The organism is Chimaeribacter sp. YP20170169, assembly GCF_056739715.1.
The window spans coordinates 728964-751799 of sequence record NZ_CP176824.1 but is presented as its reverse complement, the minus strand read 5'-3'; the positions used below and the strand labels follow the sequence as shown (position 1 = coordinate 751799).

General features: G+C 64.1%; 22 protein-coding genes. 6 read left to right on the top strand and 16 right to left on the bottom strand.

What is annotated here, in order from left to right:
- Positions 1–34: 34 nt before the first annotated feature.
- From ACK3SD_RS03415 to rppH, 8 genes are all read right to left on the bottom strand, one after another.
- Positions 35–364 (bottom strand): type IV pilus modification PilV family protein, encoded by a 330-nt coding sequence (locus ACK3SD_RS03415; RefSeq protein WP_481126776.1) that lies wholly within the window; start codon positions 362–364, stop codon positions 35–37.
- Entirely contained in the window at positions 361–804 is a 444-nt protein-coding gene (locus ACK3SD_RS03410; protein WP_481126775.1) for a YgdB family protein, read from the bottom strand. Before ACK3SD_RS03410 ends, ACK3SD_RS03415 begins: the two co-directional genes overlap by 4 nt.
- Entirely contained in the window at positions 801–1364 is a 564-nt protein-coding gene (locus tag ACK3SD_RS03405) for a prepilin peptidase-dependent protein (protein WP_481126774.1), read from the bottom strand. Before ACK3SD_RS03405 ends, ACK3SD_RS03410 begins: the two co-directional genes overlap by 4 nt.
- Positions 1355–1816, bottom strand: a complete 462-nt coding sequence (locus ACK3SD_RS03400) for a prepilin-type N-terminal cleavage/methylation domain-containing protein (RefSeq protein ID WP_481126773.1) — start codon at positions 1814–1816, stop codon at positions 1355–1357. Before ACK3SD_RS03400 ends, ACK3SD_RS03405 begins: the two co-directional genes overlap by 10 nt.
- Before the next feature lie 222 nt (positions 1817–2038).
- Positions 2039–2833: a thymidylate synthase gene (gene thyA / locus ACK3SD_RS03395; protein ID WP_481126772.1), complete on the bottom strand. Its 795-nt coding sequence runs from the start codon at positions 2831–2833 to the stop codon at positions 2039–2041.
- A 1-nt stretch (position 2834) separates the two neighbouring features.
- Positions 2835–3707 (bottom strand): prolipoprotein diacylglyceryl transferase, encoded by an 873-nt coding sequence (lgt, locus tag ACK3SD_RS03390; protein WP_137762262.1) that lies wholly within the window; start codon positions 3705–3707, stop codon positions 2835–2837.
- A 149-nt stretch (positions 3708–3856) separates the two neighbouring features.
- A complete protein-coding gene (gene ptsP, locus ACK3SD_RS03385; RefSeq protein WP_481126771.1) occupies positions 3857–6103 on the bottom strand; it encodes a phosphoenolpyruvate--protein phosphotransferase in 2247 nt (748 codons plus the stop codon).
- Between the two features lie 12 nt (positions 6104–6115).
- Positions 6116–6643, bottom strand: coding sequence for an RNA pyrophosphohydrolase (gene rppH, locus ACK3SD_RS03380; RefSeq protein WP_481126770.1), 528 nt, complete (start codon positions 6641–6643; stop codon positions 6116–6118).
- A 691-nt stretch (positions 6644–7334) separates the two neighbouring features.
- On the opposite strand from rppH, the gene mutH reads away from it, so the two are divergent.
- The 3 genes from mutH (at position 7335) to ACK3SD_RS03365 (ending at position 9609) form a co-directional block, all read left to right on the top strand.
- Positions 7335–8015, top strand: coding sequence for a DNA mismatch repair endonuclease MutH (mutH, locus tag ACK3SD_RS03375; protein ID WP_481126769.1), 681 nt, complete (start codon positions 7335–7337; stop codon positions 8013–8015).
- A 130-nt stretch (positions 8016–8145) separates the two neighbouring features.
- Positions 8146–8364, top strand: coding sequence for a YgdI/YgdR family lipoprotein (locus ACK3SD_RS03370; RefSeq protein ID WP_137762258.1), 219 nt, complete (start codon positions 8146–8148; stop codon positions 8362–8364).
- Positions 8365–8568: 204 nt separating this feature from the next.
- Positions 8569–9609, top strand: coding sequence for an NADP(H)-dependent aldo-keto reductase (locus ACK3SD_RS03365; RefSeq protein ID WP_481126768.1), 1041 nt, complete (start codon positions 8569–8571; stop codon positions 9607–9609).
- A gap of 37 nt (positions 9610–9646) precedes the next feature.
- Here the strand turns inward: ACK3SD_RS03365 and lplT are convergent, their stop codons facing one another.
- From lplT to ACK3SD_RS03350, 3 genes are all read right to left on the bottom strand, one after another.
- Positions 9647–10846 carry a lysophospholipid transporter LplT gene (gene lplT / locus ACK3SD_RS03360; RefSeq protein WP_481126767.1) on the bottom strand — a complete coding sequence of 400 codons (1200 nt, stop codon included), beginning with the start codon at positions 10844–10846 and terminating at the stop codon, positions 9647–9649.
- On the bottom strand, positions 10839–12995 hold the full coding sequence (gene aas / locus ACK3SD_RS03355; protein ID WP_481126766.1) for a bifunctional acyl-ACP--phospholipid O-acyltransferase/long-chain-fatty-acid--ACP ligase: 2157 nt from the start codon (positions 12993–12995) through the stop codon (positions 10839–10841). The genes lplT and aas overlap by 8 nt, the downstream gene beginning before the upstream one ends.
- A gap of 357 nt (positions 12996–13352) precedes the next feature.
- Entirely contained in the window at positions 13353–15605 is a 2253-nt protein-coding gene (locus ACK3SD_RS03350; RefSeq protein WP_481126765.1) for a molybdopterin guanine dinucleotide-containing S/N-oxide reductase, read from the bottom strand.
- 119 nt (positions 15606–15724) lie between these two features.
- On the opposite strand from ACK3SD_RS03350, the gene ACK3SD_RS03345 reads away from it, so the two are divergent.
- The 3 genes from ACK3SD_RS03345 (at position 15725) to galR (ending at position 18107) form a co-directional block, all read left to right on the top strand.
- Positions 15725–16462, top strand: coding sequence for an aminotransferase class V-fold PLP-dependent enzyme (locus tag ACK3SD_RS03345; protein WP_481126764.1), 738 nt, complete (start codon positions 15725–15727; stop codon positions 16460–16462).
- Positions 16463–16592: 130 nt separating this feature from the next.
- Positions 16593–16865, top strand: a complete 273-nt coding sequence (locus ACK3SD_RS03340) for a hypothetical protein (RefSeq protein WP_481126763.1) — start codon at positions 16593–16595, stop codon at positions 16863–16865.
- A 201-nt stretch (positions 16866–17066) separates the two neighbouring features.
- Positions 17067–18107 (top strand): HTH-type transcriptional regulator GalR, encoded by a 1041-nt coding sequence (galR, locus tag ACK3SD_RS03335; protein WP_481126762.1) that lies wholly within the window; start codon positions 17067–17069, stop codon positions 18105–18107.
- Here the strand turns inward: galR and ACK3SD_RS03330 are convergent.
- From ACK3SD_RS03330 to ACK3SD_RS03310, 5 genes are all read right to left on the bottom strand, one after another.
- Positions 18104–18565: a GNAT family N-acetyltransferase gene (locus tag ACK3SD_RS03330; protein WP_481126761.1), complete on the bottom strand. Its 462-nt coding sequence runs from the start codon at positions 18563–18565 to the stop codon at positions 18104–18106. The genes galR and ACK3SD_RS03330 overlap by 4 nt on opposite strands.
- A 3-nt stretch (positions 18566–18568) precedes the next feature.
- Complete coding sequence (locus ACK3SD_RS03325) at positions 18569–19336, bottom strand: FCD domain-containing protein (protein WP_481126760.1); 768 nt, start codon at positions 19334–19336, stop codon at positions 18569–18571.
- 65 nt (positions 19337–19401) lie between these two features.
- Positions 19402–19719 (bottom strand): PTS sugar transporter subunit IIB, encoded by a 318-nt coding sequence (locus ACK3SD_RS03320; protein WP_137762249.1) that lies wholly within the window; start codon positions 19717–19719, stop codon positions 19402–19404.
- Positions 19720–19730: 11 nt separating this feature from the next.
- Positions 19731–21158, bottom strand: a complete 1428-nt coding sequence (locus ACK3SD_RS03315) for a glycoside hydrolase family 1 protein (protein ID WP_481126759.1) — start codon at positions 21156–21158, stop codon at positions 19731–19733.
- A 7-nt stretch (positions 21159–21165) separates the two neighbouring features.
- Positions 21166–22509 carry a PTS sugar transporter subunit IIC gene (locus ACK3SD_RS03310; RefSeq protein WP_137762247.1) on the bottom strand — a complete coding sequence of 448 codons (1344 nt, stop codon included), beginning with the start codon at positions 22507–22509 and terminating at the stop codon, positions 21166–21168.
- Between the last annotated feature and the right edge of the window lie 327 nt (positions 22510–22836).

Genomic DNA, 22836 nt, shown 5'->3' with positions numbered 1-22836 from the left:
ACGTCGGTGTAAATCAACAGCACGCGGCGGGTTTTTAGCACAACAGGCGGCTCAGCGATACCTGATAATGCATCGGTGTGACCACCACCACTTTCGCCCAATGGCAGGCAGGCGTGGCCGCCGGGGAGGCCGTCACGGCCAGCGTCCAGCCCGCTGGCGGCGCTGAAGGCACCTTTGCCGTGGCCGACAGGGCGGCAGCCTCCAGCCGCTCTCCGGCCAGTTGCCACGCCTGTTGCGCCTGCCGCTGCCGCTCAAACCCGGCGGCCAGCGCCTGCTGGTAGCGCAGCAGCCCCAGCAACGACACCGCGAACAGCAGGGCGGCGACCAGCATCTCCACCAGCGTAAATCCTTGCTGGCCTCTCATGGCACCTCCTGTACATCGCAGTCGCGGCGCTCTCTCTCCGGGCAGAAGTCGAGCCAGCCGCCAGCCAGCCGTTGCACCTGCCCCTCCCCGTCGCGCGTGACCAGCTGGTAGAGGTAGAGCGGCGTCCGTGCATCCACCTGCCCCTGCCCGCGCAGCAGGTATCCCCCCAACTGGACGCTGGCCTTCAGGCAACTGCGCCCCGCGTCAGAGGTGCGGCACTGCCAGTGGCCGGGTGGCGGCTCAGGCCAGCGCTGGGTGGCACCCCATGCCAGTGCGGAGGCAGCCTGATTCCATGCCAGCAGCGTGCGCCGGGTATCTCCGGTCATGCGCACTGCCTCGTCAAGCTGGCCGTGCAGCGCCTGCAACCCTGCCAGTCCCAGCGCCATCATGCCCAGCAGGGTGAGCAGCAGCGCATTGCCGCGCTGTTTCACTGCGCTCATCGTGCCCTCCCCTGCATCAGGCGTTCGATCTGGCGGTGTACCGCTGGCGTACGCGCCCCCTGCGCCGCCAGCGTCAGCCGGTAAAACTCGCCCTGCCGCGCCAGCTGGAATTCGGTCACGGTGACTTCCGCCGGATCGAGCAATCGCTCCCAGCCCGCGCCATGGCAGCCCTCCCCGCGCCGCGTCTCCAGTGCGCCCGCTGACAGGCGATAGCCAAAAATTTCCGCCTCTGGCCCACTGCGCTCCCAGCGCCCATTGCGGTTGAGGTCATAGGCAGCCTGCACACAGGAGCCAGCCGCCTCGCCGGGTGCGGCGCCCAACAGAATGGCCTGGGTGCCGCACTGTTCGCCCGCGCAGAAACCGGCGCGGCGCAGGTCTTTCTCCAGCCGGTTCGCGGCCTGATGCAGGGCCTGCTCCAGCCAGACGCGCTGCCCCAGCCGCTGGCCTTGCAGGTAGATCGGCGGGTAGCCAGATGCGGCGGCCAGCATTACCACACTGCCTATCGCCATCGCCAGCAGCACCTCCGGCAGGGTAAAGCCCTGTGCCTGATTCAGCGGCATGGCGGCACCCCGCTGAGGTTATCCTCGCTGCATAGCCGCAACCGCCCCTGCCCCGACAGCACCACCCGGATATGCCCCGCGCCGTTGCGGAGCGTGATATGCCCCGGCTGCGCGGTATTGCGCAGGCCATAGAAGCCCATGCCATTGCCGCTGAACGCCTGCACGGCAACGCCGTAGCGCGCCGCCGGATAGAGAACCGCGGATGGCGTGCCGCAGCCCGCTGGCGGTGGGGGTTGCGTCGTGACGCACCCGCGCACGCCCTCCTCCACCCACAGCAAACGGCTGTCATTGGCGGCATTGGCCTGTGCCTGCACCCGCCCTAGAAAGGTCTGGAGCGCCAGCGCGCCTTGGCGCAGCCGTTGCGCCTCACGCACGCCCTGCCATGACTGGATGCCGCCAGCGGTCAGGATGGCAACCAGTGCCATCACCACCAGCATTTCAAGTAAGCTCATGCCCTGCTCGTTCTGGTTTTTCATGCCAGCCACTCTACGCGGCCTTTCCCCCCGCTGGTGCGCCAGATGCCAACCCTGCGGCGCGCTTTCCAGCGCGGCGGCGGCGTTTTCCGTTTCCGACATTTTTCTGGAAGCGCGCGCGCAAAACCGCGGCCGCTCACTGGGCGACAGGCATAAAAAAACCGAAGCCTTGGCTTCGGTTTGATACAGCAGAGCGATGGGTTAGATGGCGACCGGTGCCTTGATGGCCGGGTGCGGGTCGTAGCCCTCGATCTCGAAATCCTCAAAGCGGTAGTCGAACAGCGAGGCCGGTTTGCGTTTAATCACCAGCTTCGGCATCGGGCGCGGCTCACGCGTCAACTGCAGGCGCGCCTGCTCCAGATGGTTGCTGTAGAGGTGGGTGTCACCGCCAGTCCAGACGAAATCGCCCACTTCCAGGTCACACTGCTGCGCCATCATGTGCACCAGCAGCGCATAGCTGGCGATGTTGAACGGCAGGCCGAGGAACACGTCACAGGAGCGCTGGTAGAGTTGGCAGGAGAGTTTGCCATCCGCCACATAGAACTGGAAGAAGGCGTGGCACGGTGCCAGCGCCATGCTCTCCAGCTCGCCGACGTTCCAGGCGGAGACGATGATGCGGCGCGAATCCGGGTCACGCTTGAGCTGCTCCACCACCTTGGTCAGCTGGTCAATTTCACGGCCATCAGCCGCGCCCCACGCGCGCCACTGCTTGCCGTAGACCGGCCCCAGATCGCCGTTCTCATCGGCCCACTCATCCCAGATGGTGACATTGTTCTCACGCAGGTAGGCGGTGTTGGTGTCACCGTTCAGGAACCACAGCAGCTCATGGATGATGGAGCGCAGGTGGCAACGCTTGGTGGTCACCAGCGGGAAACCCTCTTGCAGGTTGAAACGCATCTGATGGCCGAAGATCGACAGCGTGCCAGTGCCGGTACGGTCGGCTTTCGGGGTGCCCTCATGCAGCACTTTATGCATTAAATCCAGATACTGTTTCATTTTACCTCACGACACTTTTTTGGGGGCGGCGGTACGCCCAAATCATCATAATCACACCCGCGACGATCATCGGAATTGAGAGGATCTGTCCCATGCTAATTATGCCGTCAAACAGGCCAAGCTGCGCATCCGGCTGGCGGAAGTGCTCAACCACGATGCGGAACGCGCCATAGCCAATCAAAAACAGGCCAGAGACGCTGCCCATCGGGCGCGGTTTGCGGATAAACAGGTTGAGGATGATAAACAGCACCACCCCCTCCAGCAACAGTTCATACAGCTGCGACGGGTGGCGCGGCAGTACGCCGTACTGCGCCAGCAGCGGTTGCAGCGACGGGTCGGCGGCGGCCAGCGCCACATCCTCACTGCGCGAGCCGGGGAACAGCATCGCCCACGGCGTGCTGGTGGTGACACGGCCCCACAGCTCACCATTGATGAAGTTGCCCAGACGGCCCGCGCCCAGCCCAAACGGGATCAGCGGCGCGATAAAGTCCGACACCTGGAAGAAGGTGCGTTTGGTGCGGCGGGCGAACAGCAGCATCACGCAGATCACGCCCAGCAGGCCGCCGTGGAACGACATGCCGCCATCCCAGACGCGGAACAGGTAGAGCGGATTGTCCAGGAACAGCGGCAGGTTGTAGAACAGCACATAGCCGACGCGGCCACCGACGAACACGCCGAGGAAGCCGAAATAGAGCAGATTCTCCACCTCCTCCTTGGTCCAGCCGCTGCCGGGCTTGTTGGCGCGACGCACCGCCAGCCACATGGCAAAAATAAAGCCCACCAGGTACATCATGCCGTACCAGTGGAGGGAAACCGGGCCTATGGAAAAAATGACCGGGTCGAAGTTCGGAAACGCCAGATAGCTGTTACTCATCCATCACCACAAATTGTCTAGTGTTTACCCCAGGGGGGGTCGGCAGGTTGCGAATCATAGCATAGGCGAAAAGCACGCCGGGCGCGGCGGGATAAATTATCTGTAAAGAAAGGCGTCTGCCGGCAGGCCCGGCAGACGGGGGCGTGGCGCTACTTGCCGCCGCGGATCAGGCCGCCCAGCCCGCGCCGCTCCATGAACGCCGAGACACTGTGGCGCACGTCGCTGGTCTGCGCCGCCGTCAGCGCGCGCGCTGCCAGCACCTCGGCGTCACACAGGTCGATGCGGCGCAACAGGTACTTGATGCGGGCGATGCTACGCCCGTTCATGCTGAGGTGGCGGTAGCCCAACCCGACCAGCAGCAGCGCGCCCATCGGGTCGCCAGCCATCTCGCCACACAGGCTCAGATCCAGCCCGGCGGCGTGGCTCTGGTCGGCGATCATCTTCAGCACCCGCAGCATCGAGGGGTGCAGGTTGTCATACAGCGCCGCCACCCGTGTGTTGTTGCGATCCACCGCCAGCAGGTACTGCGTCAGGTCGTTGGTGCCAACCGAGACAAAATCTACCCGGCCCGCCAGATGCGGGATCAGGAACACCATCGCTGGCACCTCAATCATCACGCCAAGGCGCACCGGCGGCAGGGCGTAGCCGAGCACCTCCTGCACCTCGCGTCCGGCGCGCTCAATCAGGCGTTTCGCCTCATCCAGCTCCTCGAGGCTGGTGACCATTGGCAGCAGGATGCCAAGGTTGCCGGTGGCGGCATTGGCGCGCAGCATCGCCCGCACCTGAATCAGGAAGATCTCCGGCTGGTCAAGGGTGACGCGGATGCCGCGCCAGCCAAGGCAGGGGTTCTCCTCGCTGATGGGCATGTAGGGCAGTTGCTTGTCCGCGCCGATGTCCAGCGTGCGCAGCGTCACTGGCCGCTGTGGGAAGATCTGTAACATCCCCTGGTACTGCGCCACCTGCTCCTCCTCGGAGGGGAAGCCGCCCTGGAGCATGAAGGGGATCTCGGTGCGGTAGAGGCCGATGCCATCCACCCGGCTGCCGAACAATTTTTCATGGTCGGCGCTCAGGCCAGCGTTCAGCAGGGTGTGGATGCGCTCGCCGCTCTGCAACTGCGCGGGCTGCTCTACGTCATCCTCGGCGCGCTGGCTCAGCTCCTGCTCCTCGCTGATCAGCCGCTGGTACTCCTGCACCAGCACCGGTTCCGGGTCAATCAGCAGCTCGCCGCGGTAGCCATCGACAATCAGCAGCCGCTGGTTGAGCAGCGAGGGCTGGATGTCCGCGCCCATTATCGTCGGCACGCCCATCGCCCGCACCAGAATGGCCGCGTGCGAGTTGGCCGCGCCGTCGCGCACCACCACGCCAGCGAGGCGATCGGCGGGCAGTTCGGCCAGCAGGGTGGCGGTCAGCTCGTCGGCCACCAGCACGAAACGCGCCGGCCACTCGACGTCGCCCTGCACGCTGTCATCAAGGTGGAACAGCAGCCGCTGGCCGAGGGCGCGCAGGTCACTGGCGCGCTCGCGCATGTAGGCGTCCTGCAAACTGGCGAACTGGGCGGCGAAGTGCTCCACCACCTTTTTCACCGCCCACTCCGCCACCGAGCCGCCATCCACCTCAAAGTAAAGTTCGCGCTTCAGGCGGGCGTCGTTGAGCAGGTGGGAGTAGAGGTCAAAGATCGCCGCGCTCTCTTTCTGCGCGCTGGCGGTGAAGCGCTTGCTGAAGCGGCGGAACTCGGCGCCCGCCTCCTCCAGCGCGCGCGTCAGGCGTTCGCGCTCGCGGGTACTGTCGAGGGAGGAGGCCATGTAGACCAGATCCAGCGAGGGCTGCGAACTGTCCTGCCAGCCGGTGCCAATGGCTACGCCCGGCGAGGCGGGCAGCGCCTTGACGCGCGTCTGGCGGAAGCGGCCAAACAGCACATTGAGCTGCGCCTGCGTCAGGAAGCCGGCCACCTGCGTCGCCAGCGTGACCATAAAGGACTCTTCGCTCTCGTCAAACTGGCGATGCTCGCGCTGCTGCACCACCAGCACGCCGAGCAGCTGGCGGCGATGGATGATCGGCACGCCAAGGAAGGCGCGGAAGCGCTCCTCTTTGACCTGCGGGATATATTTGAAACTGGGGTGGCTGTGGGCGTCAGCGAGGTTGATGGGTTCGGCCAGCCGGCCAACCAGCCCGACGATCCCTTCGTCAAAGGCCAGCGCCACCTGGCGGCCGCGCGGCTTTTTCAGGCCGCGCGTTGCCATCAGGTAGAAGCAGCGGCGATCGTTGTCTGCCAGATAGATGGAGCAGACTTCCGTGCTCATCGCCTGGCAGGTCTCATTCACCAGCAAATCCAGCGCCTCGTTCAGGCTGGTGGCTGCGGCGACCTTCTCAACAATTTCTCGCAAACGCGTGAGCATAATCTGCGTGACTTAACCTCTTTTACGACGGTAAGCGGGAGGTGAGCGAGGCGGGCTGAGCGCCTGCATCGGCATCACGGTAGTGGAAAACTCTTTCATCACGCGCCGGTAGACGTCACGTTTAAAGGAGACGACCTGGCGCACCGGATACCAGAAGCTGACCCAGCGCCAGCCGTCAAACTCCGGCGTGCTGCTGCGCTGCATATTGATATCCGCATCGTCGCACATGAGCTGCAAGAGAAACCATTTTTGCTTCTGGCCGATACATACCGGCTTTGTGTCCCAACGCACCAAACGTTTTGGCAATTTATAGCGCAACCAGTTGCGGGTTGAGGCCAGGATGCGGACATCCTTGCGGTTCAGTCCCACTTCTTCAAACAGTTCACGGTACATCGCCTGCTCGGCGGTCTCACCGGGGTTGATTCCCCCCTGGGGAAACTGCCAGGAGTGCTGACCGTAACGACGGGCCCATAATACCTGCCCCTGCCGATTACAGATTACGATACCAACATTCGGGCGGTAGCCATCATCATCGATCACCGGACTACCTCAAATAAGCGTAAATGCATATGTCTTGATTGTTTCACACTCCCAACAGGCGGTAAACCACTGCTTCACGGCCCGCCGCACGGAATAACATTGAGTTAACCCACAGCTTGCTGCCAAGTTATAAACATATACCCAGATCGAGGGGCCATTTTATTCACTTTTTCTGTGGATATCTTTGTGCAGAAGTGGCAAACCGGGTAAAATAGGGGCAGGCAGTGGATAAAAACCCCCATAGGAGCTATCGGCATATTCCTATTTAAAACAGCGCTATAACCCAATAACGCCGGGCTGGCTGGCAATGATAATGTGATCAATATCACCTTATGATGTTAATATGTCCAAATAGTGACCAATGTCGCTTTTATCCACAGATAACGCCAATTTATTGGGCATAAAAAGAGTAAAACCGGCAAAAACGCCTAGAGTCAAGGCTGTAAATGGAACCAGTTATGTGCTTTGCTCGCTCTTATCCAAAAAATCTGTGGATAACCTGGTGCAAGATCCGGTTTAAGGCAGTGATCAGGCGGTGAAAAAAAGCGGCCCGATTGAGAAATGCCTGCTAAGGGCCGGGAAAATCCCCAGACAAATCATGCTATTATTTCCAATGTGCCGCCACGTGCCTGACCTGCCAAAAAAGGGCGCGCGCGACTGTATGTTTTTCAACCAACCGTGAGTGACTACCATGAGCCTTTCGCCTCTGCCCCCGCCAAATGATTGTGAGGAACTGCTGCAACGCGCGCAGGCACTGGCTGGCCAGTCGCTGGGCGAGCTGGCGGCGCGGGCGGGCATCGCCATCCCGGCTAACCTCAAGCGCGACAAGGGGTGGGTCGGCATGTTGCTGGAGTTCTACCTCGGCGCGACGGCCGGCAGCAAGGCCGAGCGAGACTTCCCGGCGCTCGGCGTGGAGCTGAAAACCATCCCGATTGATGCCGCGGGCAAACCGCTGGAGACCACCTTCGTCTGCGTCGCGCCGCTGACCGGCAACAGCGGCATCAGCTGGGAGCGCAGCCACGTGCGCCACAAGCTGGCGCGGGTGCTCTGGGTGCCGGTGGAGGGCGAGCGCCAGTTGCCGCTGGCGGCGCGGCGCATCGGCGCACCACTGCTCTGGTCGCCCAGCCCGGAGGAGGAGGCGCAGTTGCGCTGCGACTGGGAGGAGCTGATGGACATGATTGTGCTGGGCAAGGTGGAGAGCATCACCGCCCGCCACGGCGAGGTGCTGCAACTGCGGCCCAAGGCGGCCAACAGCAAGGCGCTGACCGAGGCGATTGGCGATCGCGGCCAGCCGATCCTGACCCTGCCACGCGGCTTCTATCTGAAAAAACCCTTCACCGCCGCCCTGCTGGCGCGCCACTTCCTGCTGTAGTTCTTTCATTTTCCTGATTGAGGGCCGGACGGCAAAATTCGGATTTTTAGAGGTGATTTTACCTTGCTTTATATGGCAGTTTGCTACGCTTAAAACGTCCCCCTCTTCGTCGATTATCAAGGAAAACATCATGAAAACATGGGCTATCGCTGTATCGGCGCTGATCGTCGCGTGCACACTCACCGGGTGCGCCAGCGACTATGTGATTGCCACAAAAGATGGCAATATGATCCTGACCCAGGGTAAACCGGCAATTGACAAGGAAACTGGCCTCATCAGCTATACCGATGAGCAGGGCAACCAGCGCCAGATCAACGCCGATAACGTCAACCAAATGATTGAACGCTAACCCGTTACTCCTCCCTCCCGGCCAGTCAGCCTGCGCCGGGAGCGCGACCACCCGTGGCGCCCCGCTCCGCTTCCTCACCGGTATACAATCAGGCACCGCACTTGTGCGCGCAGAGAAAAACGTGTTAATGAGTCAATGACAAGCGATAACGTCGATAACGGCGCATTTTTCAGTCTCCATTCTCAACACTAAGGAAAACCGGCTATGCACTATCACCGTATCCCCCACAGTTCTTTGGAAGTGAGCGTACTGGGACTGGGCACCATGACGTTTGGTGAGCAGAACAGCGAAGCCGAGGCCCACCAGCAGCTGGACTATGCCCTCTCCGCCGGGATCAACTTGATTGACACCGCCGAGATGTACCCGGTGCCGCCGCGCCCAGAGACACAGGGCCTGACCGAGAGCTATATCGGCAGCTGGCTGAAGGCGCGCGGCTGCCGTGAGAAGGTGGTGCTGGCCAGCAAGGTCGCCGGGCCGTCACGCGGCAGCGACGCCGCCATCCGCCCGGATCAGGCGCTGGATCGCAAAAACATCCGCAATGCGCTGGACGCCAGCCTGAAGCGCCTGAACACCGACTACCTCGATCTCTACCAGCTACACTGGCCGCAGCGCCAGACCAACTGCTTCGGCAAGCTGAACTACCGCTATGAAGATGACAAACCGGCGGTGACGCTGCTGGAGACGCTGGAGGCGCTGAATGAGCAGGTGCGCGCGGGCAAGATCCGCTACATCGGTGTCTCCAACGAGACGCCGTGGGGGGTAATGCGCTACCTGCAACTGGCGGAGAAGCATGACCTGCCGCGCATCGTCTCGATCCAGAACCCCTACAGCCTACTGAACCGCAGCTTTGAGGTGGGGTTGGCGGAGATCAGCCACCATGAGGGCGTGGAGCTGCTGGCCTACTCCAGCTTGGCGTTCGGCACGCTGAGCGGCAAGTACCTGAATGGCGCGAAGCCAGCTGGCGCGCGCAATACGTTGTTCAGCCGCTTCACCCGTTACAGCGGTGAGCACACCGAGCAGGCGATCGCCGAGTATGTGGCGCTGGCCAAACACCACGGCCTCGATCCGAGCCAGATGGCGCTGGCCTTCGTGCGCCAGCAGCCGTTCGTCGCCAGCACGCTGCTGGGCGCGACCAACCTGGAGCAGCTGAAGACCAACATCGACAGCCAGGATCTGGTGCTGGATGAGGAGGTGTTGCAGGCGCTGGAGGCGATCCACCGCCACTTCACTTTCCCGGCTCCCTAAGGCCAAAAAAACAGGGCGGAGAGTCCGCCCTGTTGCATTACCGGGTGGGCGCGCGCCGCGCCTGCCAGATCCATAGCCCGCCAATCGCCACCACAAACACCACGCCAAAACCGATGCCGATGCCAATCACCGGCGCGCCCAGCTTCACCACCAGCGAGTAAAGGCCCAGCATCAGCAGCATTGCGCTGTTCTCACCGAGGTTCTGTACCGCAATCGCGTTGCCCGCGCCGACGGTCAGCTTGCCGCGCACCTGCAACAGCGCATTGAGCGGCACCACAAAGAAGCCGCCGAGCGCGCCAATCACTACCAGCACCACGCCCGCCCCCACCAGCTGGTGCTGGAGGGCGAACAGCACCACCGCGCCGCCCATCAGCACGCCCGCTGGCAGGCTGCGGCGCACCTTTTCCAGCGTCACCAGCCAGGCCGCCGCCGCTGCGCCAAACACGATGCCAATCGCCACAAAGGCATTGAGCAGCGTCGGCGTGGTGTGGTCAGTGATGCCGAGTGCCACCGGCACCCAGAGCACCAGCAGCAGGCGCAGGGTGACGCCCGCTCCCCAGAACAGGCTGGTGCCAATCAGCGAGAAGCGCGCCTCGTTATCCTGCCACAGGGTGCGGGTCGCGCCCGCAAAGGTACGCAGCATCTGCCCTGGGTGCCAGCCACTGGCCGGGCGCGCCGCCGGCAGGCGCGGGATGAACAGGTTCGCCAGCACTGCCGCGCCGTAGGCCGCCGCGCAGGCCCCGACCGCCGCCGTCAGGTGCCAGTCAGAGAGCAAGCCGCCCGCCACCGATCCGAGCAGGATGGCGGCGATGGTGGAGGCCTCCATCAGGCCGTTGGCCTTCACCAGCAGCTCGCCACGGGCTATCTCACCGAGGATGCCATACTTGGCCGGCGAATAGGCCGCCGCCCCGACGCCCACCAGCGCGTAGCCAACAAATGGGTTGAGGCCCACGAGGATCACCGCCGCGCCCGCCAGCTTCAGCAGGTTGGCGATCATCATCGCCCGTCCCTTGGCGAGGCTGTCGGCGAACTGCCCGACAAAGGGCGCGAGCACGATGTAGGCGGCGACAAACACCATCTGCAATATCGGCTGGCTCCAGTCGGGATAGTGCTCGCGGGCGATCAGCGCCAGCGTGGCGAACAGCAGCGCGTTATCGCCAAAGGCGGAGAGGAACTGCGCCGCCATCACCGCCATCATGCCGCGTGACAGCAGGCGATCATTGGCCGGGTTAGTCATGGGAAGCCTCCGGGTGTTCCGCCAGTTGGCGCAGGGCAACAAAGTCAGGTTTGCCGCTGCCGAGCAGCGGCAGCGCTTTCAGGACGCGGATGTCGCGCGGCACCGCCAGCTCCGGCGCGCCGGATTCACGCGCCGCCTGTAGCAGTGCATCGCGGGTCAGGCCAGCGTCGGTAGTGAACAGCACCAGCGCCTCGCCCCGGGCGCTGTCAGGCTTGGCGGCCGCGGCGTGCTGCCCCTCCGGCGAGGCACGCAGTGCCAGCTGCTCGACGCTCTCCAGCGAGACCATCTCCCCCGCCAGCTTGGCGAAGCGCTTCACCCGGCCAAGGATAGTGCAGTAGCCCTGCTCATCCAGCGTGACGATGTCGCCGGTGTCATACCAGCCCGCCTCCGGCTGCCCCTGGGCGTTCTCCGCTACTGGCGGCTCCAGCTGGCCAGGGTGCTCCACCCGCAGGTAGCCCTTCATGATATTCGGCCCCTTCAGTTGCAGCCGCCCCCCCTCCGGGATGCCCGCCACCGGCAGCAGGCGCGCCGCCATGCCCGGCAGGATGCGGCCCACGGTGCCGGTTTTGGCGGCCATCGGCACATTGATGGCGACCACTGGCGCGCACTCGGTGACGCCATAGCCCTCCAGAATGCGGATGCCATACTTCTCCTGCCACACCTGACGGGTGGCCTGAGAGAGCTTCTCCGCCCCGGCCACCACGTAGCGCACGCGCGCGAAGTCATAGGGGTGGGCGAAGCGCGCATAGTTGCCCAGGAAGGTGGAGGTGCCGAACAGCACGGTGCAGTTGCGGTCGTAGACCAGTTCCGGCACCACCCGGTAGTGCAGCGGGCTGGGGTAGAGGAACACCCGGCTACCGGTGAGCAGCGGCGTGAACAGCCCGACGGTCAGGCCGAAGGCGTGGAACAGCGGCAGCGCCGACATAAAGCGGTCACGCGGCGTGAAGTCAGCGACGGTGCGGATCTGCTCGACGTTCGCCAGCAGGCTGCGGTGGCTGTGCACCACCCCCTTGGGGTTGCCCTCGGAACCGGAGGTAAACAGGATCAGCGCCGCGTCGTCGGGACGCTGCGGCGTCATCGCTCGGTGCGGGAAGATCAGGTGCTTCAGGATCCAGATCTTGTCCTCGCGGGTGACGGTATCCTTGAGATCCTCCAGGTAGACCCACTCCGCCTCAGGCACCTGCGCTGGCAGCTCGGTCAGCTTGCCCTTCTCGAGGAACTGGCGCGAGGTGACGATGGTGTGGATCTCGGCCGCGCGCATGGCGCTGCGGATGCCGTTCGCGCCCGCAGTGTAGTTGAGCATCGCTGGCACCCGGCCACGCAGGGTGGCACCAAAGATCGCCGCGGCGGTGATAGTGGCGTTCGGCAGCAGCAGGCCAACGTGCTCGCCCTCGCGGGTGAAGCGTTGCAGGATGCGGCTGACGCCAAGGGACTTCTTCAGCAGCCCGTGGTAGCTGTCCTCGTGGAAATTGATGTCCTCGATGCAGGGCTTGAAGCGGCCGTAGCGCGTCTGCGCCGCCAGCAGTGCCTCAAACAGCGTCTGCGGTGCCAGCGTCGCCATGCGCGCGTCCATCATGATCTGGTGCAGGTGCTGGCCAGCCAAAATCCGGCGGTCGCGGGCGCGCGGCGCGTCCGGCATCGGCAGCCGGGTGGCGGGCAGCGCCTCAATGGTGATCTTCGGGAACAGGCGGATCTTGAAGTTGCCGCGCAGGCGGCCAAACGGCGTGAACTCCGCTCCCTCGATGCGCACCGGCACCACGGCCGCACCGGCGCGGGCGGCGATAAAGGCCGCGCCGTCATACACCTTCATCAATGAGCCGGTGATAGTGATGCGCCCCTCGGGGAACACCACCACCGGCCGGCCCGCCTGCACCTCACGCACCAGCCGCTTGATGGCCATTGGGCTGGTGGGGTCGAGCGGCACCACGTCCACATAGGGCGTAATCAGGCGCATGTACCAGCGATCGGCGATGCGGCTGTAGACGCCAAATACCGGCTTCACCGGCAGGAACAGCGCCAGCAGCGCGCCGTCGAGGAAAGAGACATGGTTTGGCGTGATCAATAGTTTGTCATGCCGGAACAGCGCCGGGTCGGCGTTGACCGAGACACGGAACAGGATTCGGAGCAATCCCCTCAGCAGTGCATACACAGCCCATCTCCTTATGAGGAAACAGGGCCAGCAAAATGCCAGCCCAAAACAGGCGACAGGATACCGCACCCATCGGTGGCTGACGATAAGGCACGGCTAACGCGTGAATTAAGGATAGCTGCTTGGCAGGGGGAGATCGCAGGCAAAAAAAAACCTACGCATCCGCGTAGGTTGGTGCAATTGAATAGGTTCTCAACATACAGAGTATGCTGATTTCTCACCAATCAATACCTCTGGGACCTCATACTCTAGAGATCCCCCTCTTAAGAAACTACCGCAGAATCGAAAGAGTTCTGCTCTAAATGCAACCAACTGTAAATTCGTATCCCCGCATGTAATCAACGGATTAAAAGGGGGTCAGGTGGCGCTGACCTCCACCAGACAGCTCATGGCATTTGGCCCCTGCGTCAGGGAGGAGGTGCCAATGTCGAGCGTCAAGACATTCGGGTTGCCAGCCTGCTCGGTGCCTGACCACGCCGCGCCAAAGCCGGGGTCGAACCACGCTCCGGTCGCCATCACCACCACGCCGCGGGCCAGCCCCTCATTCAGCCGCAATCCGGCCAGGCAGGCACCACGCTCATTGTGTACCCGCACCTGTGCCCCCTCGTGCAGGCCACGCGCGGCGGCGTCGGCGGGGTGCATCTGGATCGTCTCCTTACCGGCGGTTTTGTTGCCCTGCGCCTGCGGCGTCTGGTCGAGTTGACTGTGCAGGCGGTCGGCGGGCTGCACGGTGATCAGGTGCAGCGGCCAGCGATCGGCCGCGCCCAGCCACTCCACCGGCGGCTGCCACTGCGGGTGCGGTGCCATGTCCGGTTGGTCGTGGCGCGCCAGTGTCTCGCTGTAGAGTTCGATGCGGCCGCTCGGCGTCTTCAGCGGATGGCGCGCCGGATCCTGGCGGAAGCGCTCAAAGAAGACGTAAGGGGTGGCGGGTTTCGGCAGTTCGACGTGGCCGCGCTGCCAGAACGTCTCAAAGTCTGGCCACTCGACGCCGGTGCCAACCTGCGCCGCGCCGCACTCGGCATAGAGGTGGCGCAGCCAGCTTTGCTCGTCGCGCCCGCCGGTGAAGGCGTCACGGTAGCCGAGCCGCTCCGCCAGCTCGCTGAAGATGTCGAAGTCATTGCGCGCCTGATGCTGCGGCGCAATCGCCTGATGCATGGCGAAGACAAAACGGTCACGCGAGGAGCCGCCGATATCGTTGCGCTCCAGTGTGGTGGTCACCGGCAGCACGATGTCGGCCATTTTCGCCGCTGGCGTCCACCAGATATCCTGCACAATCACCGTCTCCGGCTTCTGCCAGCCCGCCAGCAGGCGGTTGAGCTGCTGGTGGTGGTGGAAGGGGTTGCCACCGGCCCAGTGCACCAGATGGATGTCCGGGTAGTGGTGCGTCTCGCCCTGAAAGTGGTAAGGCTCGCCGGGATGGAGCAGCATGTCGGCGATGCGCGCCACCGGGATCGCCAGCCCCGCCGGGTTGGTGCCCACCGCCATCGATGGGCCGGGGGTATCGTGGCGCGGGTTGCCGACGCTGTTCATCGAGCCGTGGCCGAAGGAGAAGCCGCCGCCCGGCAGCCCGACCTGCCCGAGCATCGCGCTCAGGGCGATCATCATCCAGTAGGGCTGCTCGCCACGGTGGGCGCGCTGCACCGCGTAGGCACCGGTCATGAAGCTGCGCACGCCAATCAGTTGCTGCGCCAGCTGGCGGATGCGCGCCGCCGGGATGCCAGTGATCCCCTCGGCCCACGCCGGGGTCTTCGCCACGCCGTCGCTGTCGCCATTTAGATAGGCCAGCAGCTGCGGGTAGCCGGTGCAGTGGCTGGCAAGGAACGCCTCATCCGCCGCGCCGAGGCGGGCGATCTCCTGCCCGAGCGCCAGCATCAGCGCCACGTCGGTGTTAGGGCGGATCGGGATCCACTCGGCGTTAAGGAAGGCCGGGCAGTCGTCGCGCGTCGGGCTGATGTTGATCACCGGCGTGCCCTGCGCCGCCAGCCGCTCCAGCCAGGGTTGCAGCGTGTGCTCGCCCGCGCCGCCAGAGGCGACCTGCGCGTTCTTCAGCGCCAGCCCGCCAAAGGCCACCAGCAGCTGGCAGTGCTCCGCCACGCTCTCCCAGGAGGTGACGCGGCCGGTCAGCGGGCTGAAGGTGCCAATCACATAGGGCAGGAAGAATTGTGCCGCGCCCCAGCTGTAGTTGCCGACTTGATCGACCCCGCCGCCGCCGCTGAAGTAGAAGCGGCGCACCAGCGAGCGCGCGTGGTGCAGCCGCCCGGCCGATGACCAGCCGTAGGAGCCGGTAAAGATGCCGGAAGCGCCATACTGCGCCCGCACGCGGCGGTTCTCTTCGGCGATCAGATCGAGGGCGACCTCCCACTCCACCTCCACGAATGGCTCGTGGCCGCGCAAACTGCGGTCGCTGCGCTCACGCTGCAACAGCCAGGAGCGGCGCACCGCTGGCTTGCGGATGCGAGTGTCGGAGTAGACCGCCGCCGGAATGGCGTCGAGCATCGGTGAGGGGTGGCGATCGGCGGCGAAGGGTTCGCAGCGCGTCAATACGCCCTCCTCCACCACGGCGGTGTAGGCGCCCCAGTGCGCCAAATGTGGGAAACGTTGTGTCGGCATGGTTCTCTTTACGGCTGGTATTTGGGCTGACGCACAAAGTACCACCCTCACGCCCGCCGCTCCACATTTGCTGCTGCGGGCTTCTACACTTTACCTATACCCCATCGCGAGGAGTGAACATGGCCGACGTCGCTTGGCACCCGCTGCTCAACCTGCCGCCCTACCCGCCGTCGCGCTTTGCGCCGCTGGCCGACCGGCTGGCGCGCCTGCTGGGCACGCGCCATGACGTGCTGCTGTTTAAGGGCGAGGCGATGCTGGCGCTGGAGGCGGTGGCGGTCAGCCTCGCCCGGCCGGGCCAGCATCTGCTGAACGTGGTGAGCAGCCCCTATGGCCTCTACTTCAGCCAGTGGCTGCGGCGCGGCGGCGCGGAGGTGCATGACGCCAAGGCGCGCTCGGGCTACCCGCTCACCCTCAACGCCTTTGATCAGGCGCTGGCGGCGATGCCAAAGCTGGATGCGGTGGTGCTGGCGCATGGCGAGTCGGCCAGCGGCATCCTCAACCCGCTGGCGGAGATTGCCGAGCGGGTGCGGCGGCGTGGCGCGCTGCTGGTGGTGGATGCGGTGGCCTCATTTGGCGCGCACACGCTGGAGGTGGACGCGCTGGGCATCGACATCGCGGTGATAGGGCCACAGAAGGCGCTCGGCGGCCCGGCGGGCGTCTCGGCACTGAGCGTCAGCCCGCGCGCTTGGGCGCAACTGGCGACGCCGCCGGCCTGGGCGCAATCCTGCCTCTCGCTGCCGGAATTGAAGCGCCAGTGGCTGGGGCGTGGCCGACAGGCGCTGCCGGGCACCCCAGCGCGCTCGACTTCTGGGCGCTGGAGTCGGCGCTCGACCGGCTGGATCAGGAGGGGCTGGTGAGCCTGATTAACCGCCACCTGAAGGCGGCGCAGGCCACCCGCGCCGGGCTGCGGGCGCTGGGCATCGTGCCCTGGCAGCCAGAGGATGCCTACGCCTCGGCGCTGTTGACCGCCGCCCCGGTGCCGGCGGGGTGGACATTGACGCGCTGCTCACCGATGCCGCCGGGCTGGGGGCAGAGATCAGCGCTGGCGTCGGGCCGATCGCCCGCCAGCTGGTGCGGCTCCACCACACCGGTGCGCAGGCCGCCTTCCCGACGGTGTTGGCCAACGTGGCGGCCTATGGCGCGGCGCTGGCGCGCGCGGGCTGCCCGGTGGACATCGCTGCCGCCGCTGCGGTGATCACCCACCACTACCTGCCGCCGCCCAGCCCGGCCCCGACCCTGCACAGTGAACCGACGCTGTAACCGCTGCCATTTCTCCCGACAAATGCCGTGATAAGTCACCCTTTGGCTGGATTGAGGGATAAAACGGCTATTGTCGCGTTTGCAGTGCCGGGATGGGATCTGGCTCGCTTGCAGCCGCCGCGCTTTTCCGCAAAACTGGCGATGTAATCGATTACCCCACTGTGGATGATCTCGACGTTCACACTGCATGATGGAATAACTATGGCCACGATTAAGGATGTTGCCAGGCTGGCGGGCGTTTCCGTTGCCACGGTATCACGCGTTATCAACCACTCCCCGAAAGCCAGCGAAAGCTCGCGCCTGAGCGTACTGAGCGCCATGGAGCAGTTGCAGTATCACCCCAACGCCAACGCCCGCGCGCTGGCGCAGCAGTCCAGCGAGTCCCTCGGTCTGGTGGTCAGCGACGTCTCCGATCCCTTCTTTGGCGCGATGGTCAAGGCGGTGGAGCAGGTCGCCTACAACACCGGCAACTTTTTGCTGATTGGCAACGGCTACCACACCATTGAGAAGGAGCGGCAGGCGATTGAGCAGCTGATCCGCCACCGCTGCGGCGCGCTGGTGGTGCACGCCAAGAAGCTGCCGGATGAGGAGTTGGCCGGGCTGATGGCGCAGATCCCCGGCATGGTGCTGATCAACCGCATTCTGCCGGGCTTTGAGGCGCGCTGTGTGGCGCTGGATGATCACCACGGCGGCTGGCTGGCGACGCGCCACCTGATCCAGGCGGGCCACCAGCGCATCGCGGTGATCTGCTCCAACCACCAAATTTCCGACGCCCATGACCGGTTACAGGGCTATCTGGACGCCCTGAAGGAGCACAATATCCCGGTGGATGACCGCCTGATCGCCTACGGTGAGCCGGATGAGATTGGCGGCGAACGGGCGATGACCGACCTGCTCGGCCACGGCCAGACCTTCACCGCCGTCACCTGCTACAACGACCCGATGGCCGCTGGCGCGCTCTCGGTATTGAGCGACAACAGCATTGAGGTGCCGCAGCAGATGTCGATGATTGGCTTTGATGATGTGCTGATCTCACGCTACCTGCGGCCACGCCTCACCACCATCCGCTACCCGGTGGTGACGATGGCCAATCAGGCCGCCGAACTGGCGCTGGCGCTGGCGAACGGCACGCCGCTGCCGGAAACCACCCACATGTTCAACCCGACACTAGTGCGCCGCCACTCGGTGATGGCCCCGCCAGTCAGCGCCCTGCGCGGCGTGGTGACCCCGGCCAGCGACTAATCGTCTCCCAGCGCCCGGTGGTAGATGGTCACCGGCTCGGCCGGGTACTCCATGCCGTCGCCAATCGGCTGCCAGCCGTGGCGTTCGTAGTAGCCGCGGAAGCTGGCATAGAGGTAGAGGTCGTGGAATCCGGCCTGCCGGGCGGCGGCGATGGCGTGCTGTTGCAGCCGTTCGCCCAGCCCCTGCCCACGGTAGTCCGCATCCACGTAGAGCGCCGCCAGCCACGGGGTGAGATCCTGCCGGCTGAGCAGGTCGCTGCGCCATAGGCCGACGGTGCCAGCCAGCCGCTCGCCGTCACGGGCAATAAAGGTGATGGGCAGGCCATCGCGCCGCAGGCTGTTTTGCACCAGCGCGGCAAAGAAGGGACGGCTCTCGGCGCTGCCGAACGCCTGCCAGAGCCACTCGGTCACCTGTGGCTGGTGGGCCGGGAAGTCGGCCAGCAGATCATAGGTCAGCATGGGTCACACCAGCTTGCCCTGGAAGATCGGCACCGACTCAAACAGGTAGCCGTCAAACTCCGGCGCATCCACGTCAGACAGCTCCATCAGCGTGTTCTTCACGTTCTCCATGTGCTGCCACATCGCTTGGTAGGAGCCCATCACGTCGCGGCGGCGCAGCGCGGCGAGGATCGCCTGATGGTCGGCCAGCCACTTCAGCCGGTAGCCACGGGTGGCGATGTGGCTGTGCAGCTGCTGCCACAGCGGGCTGTTGTCGCGCCGCTGCCAGATGTTTTTCACTGTCTCCAGCAGCATCTGGTTCTGCGTCGCCCCGGCGATCAGCAGGTGGAACAGCTTGTCGTTGTCGCCGCTGGTGTCGTTGGCGACAATCGCCCGCTGCTCCTGCTCGAGGGTGCGGCGCAAGTTCTCAATGTCGGCCTTGGTCGCCATGGTGGCGGCGAAGGCGGCGATGTTGCTCTCCAGCAGTTGCCGGGCCTGCAACACCTCAAACGGGCCAATCTCATTGAGCAGGTCATCATCCTGCTCCCCTTCGGAGGGGATGCGGATCACATAAACGCCCGAGCCTTGGCGGATGTCCACCGTGCCCTCCAGCTCCAGCATCAGCAGCGCCTCGCGCACGATGGTGCGGCTGACGCCATACTGCTCCGCCATGTTGCGCTCCGGCGGCAGCCGCGAGCCTACCGGAAAGTGGCCCTGTTGGATCTGCTCACGCAGGTCGCGGCCAATCTCCTGATACTGTTTCTTTTCCTGCGCAATGGTGCCTTTTTCCACGCTGTTACCCTGCCACGTCCCAATAATGGCCCGCCGGCGCGGATGACCGGCGGGAACCCAGGCGGCTAGTTTATCAAACCCAGCGCCTGATCGAGCACTTTTGCGCCGTTGAGGGTGCCGTAGGCCACGCTGTCGATGACGCCAATCGGCACCTGGTGCGCGTCCGTGATCGCCTTGTTGGCCGCCAGCTTGAAACGCACCTGCGGGCCGAGTAGCACTGCCGCCACCTCGCCGGGGTAGCTTTGCAGCTCATCGCGCAGGTTCTGCTCCGGGATGGCGTAGATGTGGAATGCCAGCCCTCGCGCCTCGGCTTCGCGCTCCATTTTGGTGACCACCAGCGAGGTGGACATGCCTGCCGAGCAGGCGAGTACGATTCGTTTCATCAATGGCTCCACTATTTGGGCTGGTCATCCAGCTCGAGGGTCAGGGTGCGCGACTCGCTCAGCGCCGCGAACCAGTAAGAAGATTTTTTGCGCCGCCGTGCCCGCTGCTGCGCCAGATCGATCTCAATCAGCCCGTAGCGGTTCTTGAAGGCGTTCATCGGCGAGACGTTGTCCGTGAAGGCCCACAGCATGTAGCCCTGGCAGTTGGCCCCCTCCTCGCACGCCTTCAGCGTCCAGTAGAGGTGTTCAGCGATAAACTGGATGCGGTAGTCATCCTGAATCTCGCCATTTTCGCCCCGGTGCTGCGCCTCGTTCTCCACCCCCATGCCGTTTTCGGCAATGAACCACGGGATGTTGCGGTAGTCGTTTTTCAGCCGCAGCGCCATGTCATAGATGATGCGCGGGTAGATCTCCCAGCCGCGTGACGGGTTCATGCGCCGGCCCGGCAGCTCGAAGTGGTCGTAGTAGCAGGCCGGGTGGAACGGCGTCTCCGGGTGCCACGCGTGGCTCGGCGCCTTGACGCGGTGCGGGTAGTAGAGGTTGATGCCCACCTCATCGACGGTGTTGGCACGGATGGTCGCCAGCTCCGCCTCGTCATACTCAAACAGCACCTCATGCTGGCGCAGCAGCGCCAGCAGCTCCGCCGGGTACTCGCCCAGAATCAGCGGATCGAGGAACACCCGGTTGTAGAAGAGATCGTAAAGCGCGGCGGCGCGCACGTCGTGGGCCGCCGTCGAGCGCGGGTAGGTCACCTCCGGGTTGAGGATCACGCCAAGGGTGCCGGGCTGGCCGCGGCGGCGGAACAGCTCCACCACCCGCGCGGTCGCCAGCACCTTGTTGTGGTTCCACTGCATCCAGGTGGCGCTGTTCTGCTCGTAGGGCCAGCGCAGCGCATCCAGGTAGACGCGGGTCTGCACCACCACCGGCTCGTTGAAGGTAAACCAGCGCCGCACCCGGTGGCCGAAGCGCTCAAACACCTGTTCGGCATAGCGCACGAACAGCTCCACCACCTGCTTGCTGCCCCAACCGCCATACGTCTCCAGCAGCGCCGCCGGCAGCTCGTAGTGCTCAAGGCAAAGCATCGGTTCGATGCCCGCCGCCTCCAGCTCATCCAGCAGCCGGTGCAGGTAGGCGGCGTACTCCTCGTCCACCGTCGCCGTCTCATAGTCGGTCAGGAAGCGCGACCAGTTGATCGAGGTGCGGTAGTGGCTCAGCCCGCTGGCCTTCATCAGCGCCACATCCTCCGGGTAGCGGTTGATGAAGTCCGTCGCCACCGCCGGGCCGTAGCCCTGATGCCAGACGTGGCGATCCTGTTGATACCAGGCGTCCAGGTAGGAGTCCTGCCCCGGCTTTTTGCCGCTCCAGCCCTCGGTCTGCCAGGCGGAAGCCGCCGCGCCAAGGATGAATCCGTCAGGGAGTGCCAATGAAACCTTGCTCATGCGTACCTCATACGTTGCGGGCCAGTTGGTCGTTTGCCGTCTCGGCCGCCAGCTGGGCGGCATCCGCCCGGCGCGAGGCCACCTTGACGAACGGCAGGTAGATCATCACCGCCACGCCGATGCACACCAGTTGGGTGATCACCGCGCCCATCGATCCGGCGGTGGAGAGCCAGGCGTTGATCACCGGCGGCGTCGTCCACGGCACCATCACCACCGCGCGGCCAGCAAAGCCGAGGCTGGTGGCGAAGTAGCCGATGGTGCCGGTGATCAGCGGGGTGATGATGAAGGGGATCGCCAGGATCGGGTTGAGCATGATTGGCATCCCGAAGATCACTGGCTCATTGATGTTGAAGAAGCTTGGCCCAAGCGACAGCTTGCCGATCTCCTTCATCTCCTTGCGGCGCGAGGCGATCATCACCGCCAGCAGCAGGCCGATGGTGCAGCCGGAGCCACCGATGCTCATGTAGACGTCCCAGAACGGCATGGTGATGATGTTCGGCACCTCCTTGCCCTGCTCAAAGGCGGTCATGTTGACGGTGATCGCCCCGAGCAGCAGCGGCTCGCGGATCGGCTTCACCATCTGGTTGCCGTGGATGCCGATCACCCAGAATAGCTGGGCGACGAACATCAGGATCAGGATGCCGGGCAGGCTCTGCACCACCGACTCCAGCGGCTGCTGGATTACGCGGTAGACAGCGTCATAGAGGTAGATGCCGGTCACGCGGTGGAAGACAAAGCCGAAGGTGGCGATGATCACCACGGTGATGATGGCCGGGATCAGCGCCGAGAAGGAGGCGGAGACGTTGGGCGGCACGCTCTCTGGCATCTTGATGCGCAGCCCGTTGATGCGCTCCAGCCGGGTGTAGATCTCCACGGAGAGGATGGCGATGAACATGCCGAGGAACAGGCTCTTGGTGTCGGAGAACTGCTTCGCCAGCACATCCTTCACCACCTGCAACTGGTCATTGACCATCAGCTCCAGCGTGGTGGGCGTGACGGCGATAAAGCAGATCACCGCCAGCAGGCCGGGGAACAGCGTGCGGTTGCCGTTGATCTTGCCCAGCTCGATGCCAATCAGGAACACCGCGCCGATGGTGATGAAGCTCAGGGTGGCATAGTTGATGCTGGTCATGATTGGCTTCAGCACCGCCAGGAAGGAGAAGATCTCAAAGCTCGCCAGCCCGTTTTTTGGGTCCATCACCATGTTGGAGAGCAGCACCGAGAAGGCCCCGACGATGATCACCGGCATCAGCGTGATAAAGGCGGCCTTGATGGCCATGATGTAGCGATAGCTGTTGAAGGTATTGGCAAAGCTCCCCAGGGAGTCGATCAGCCGGTCCTTGTATGACATACGCACCTCGTTATCGATGATGGCGCACGGGCGCACCGGCCTAAAAGGCAGCGCGGCACCGGGCACCGGAGGAAGAACAACGATAAACGCGTGCGGCTTAATCGCGTTTGGTATGCCAAAGTTAAATGAATGTGACAATTTATCTGTGATCACGCCCACAGAAGCGCTAATTGGAATTCCAATGGGGCATAATTCTGTTATTTGGTATACCACATCACCCTGTGTGGTAAGCCGGGACGATCGCGGCGCAAGGGGCAGTGATCCCATGCGATCCGGCAGGCAGGTTCCGGGCGACGGCTATGCTAAACTGCGGCGGTATCGATGATT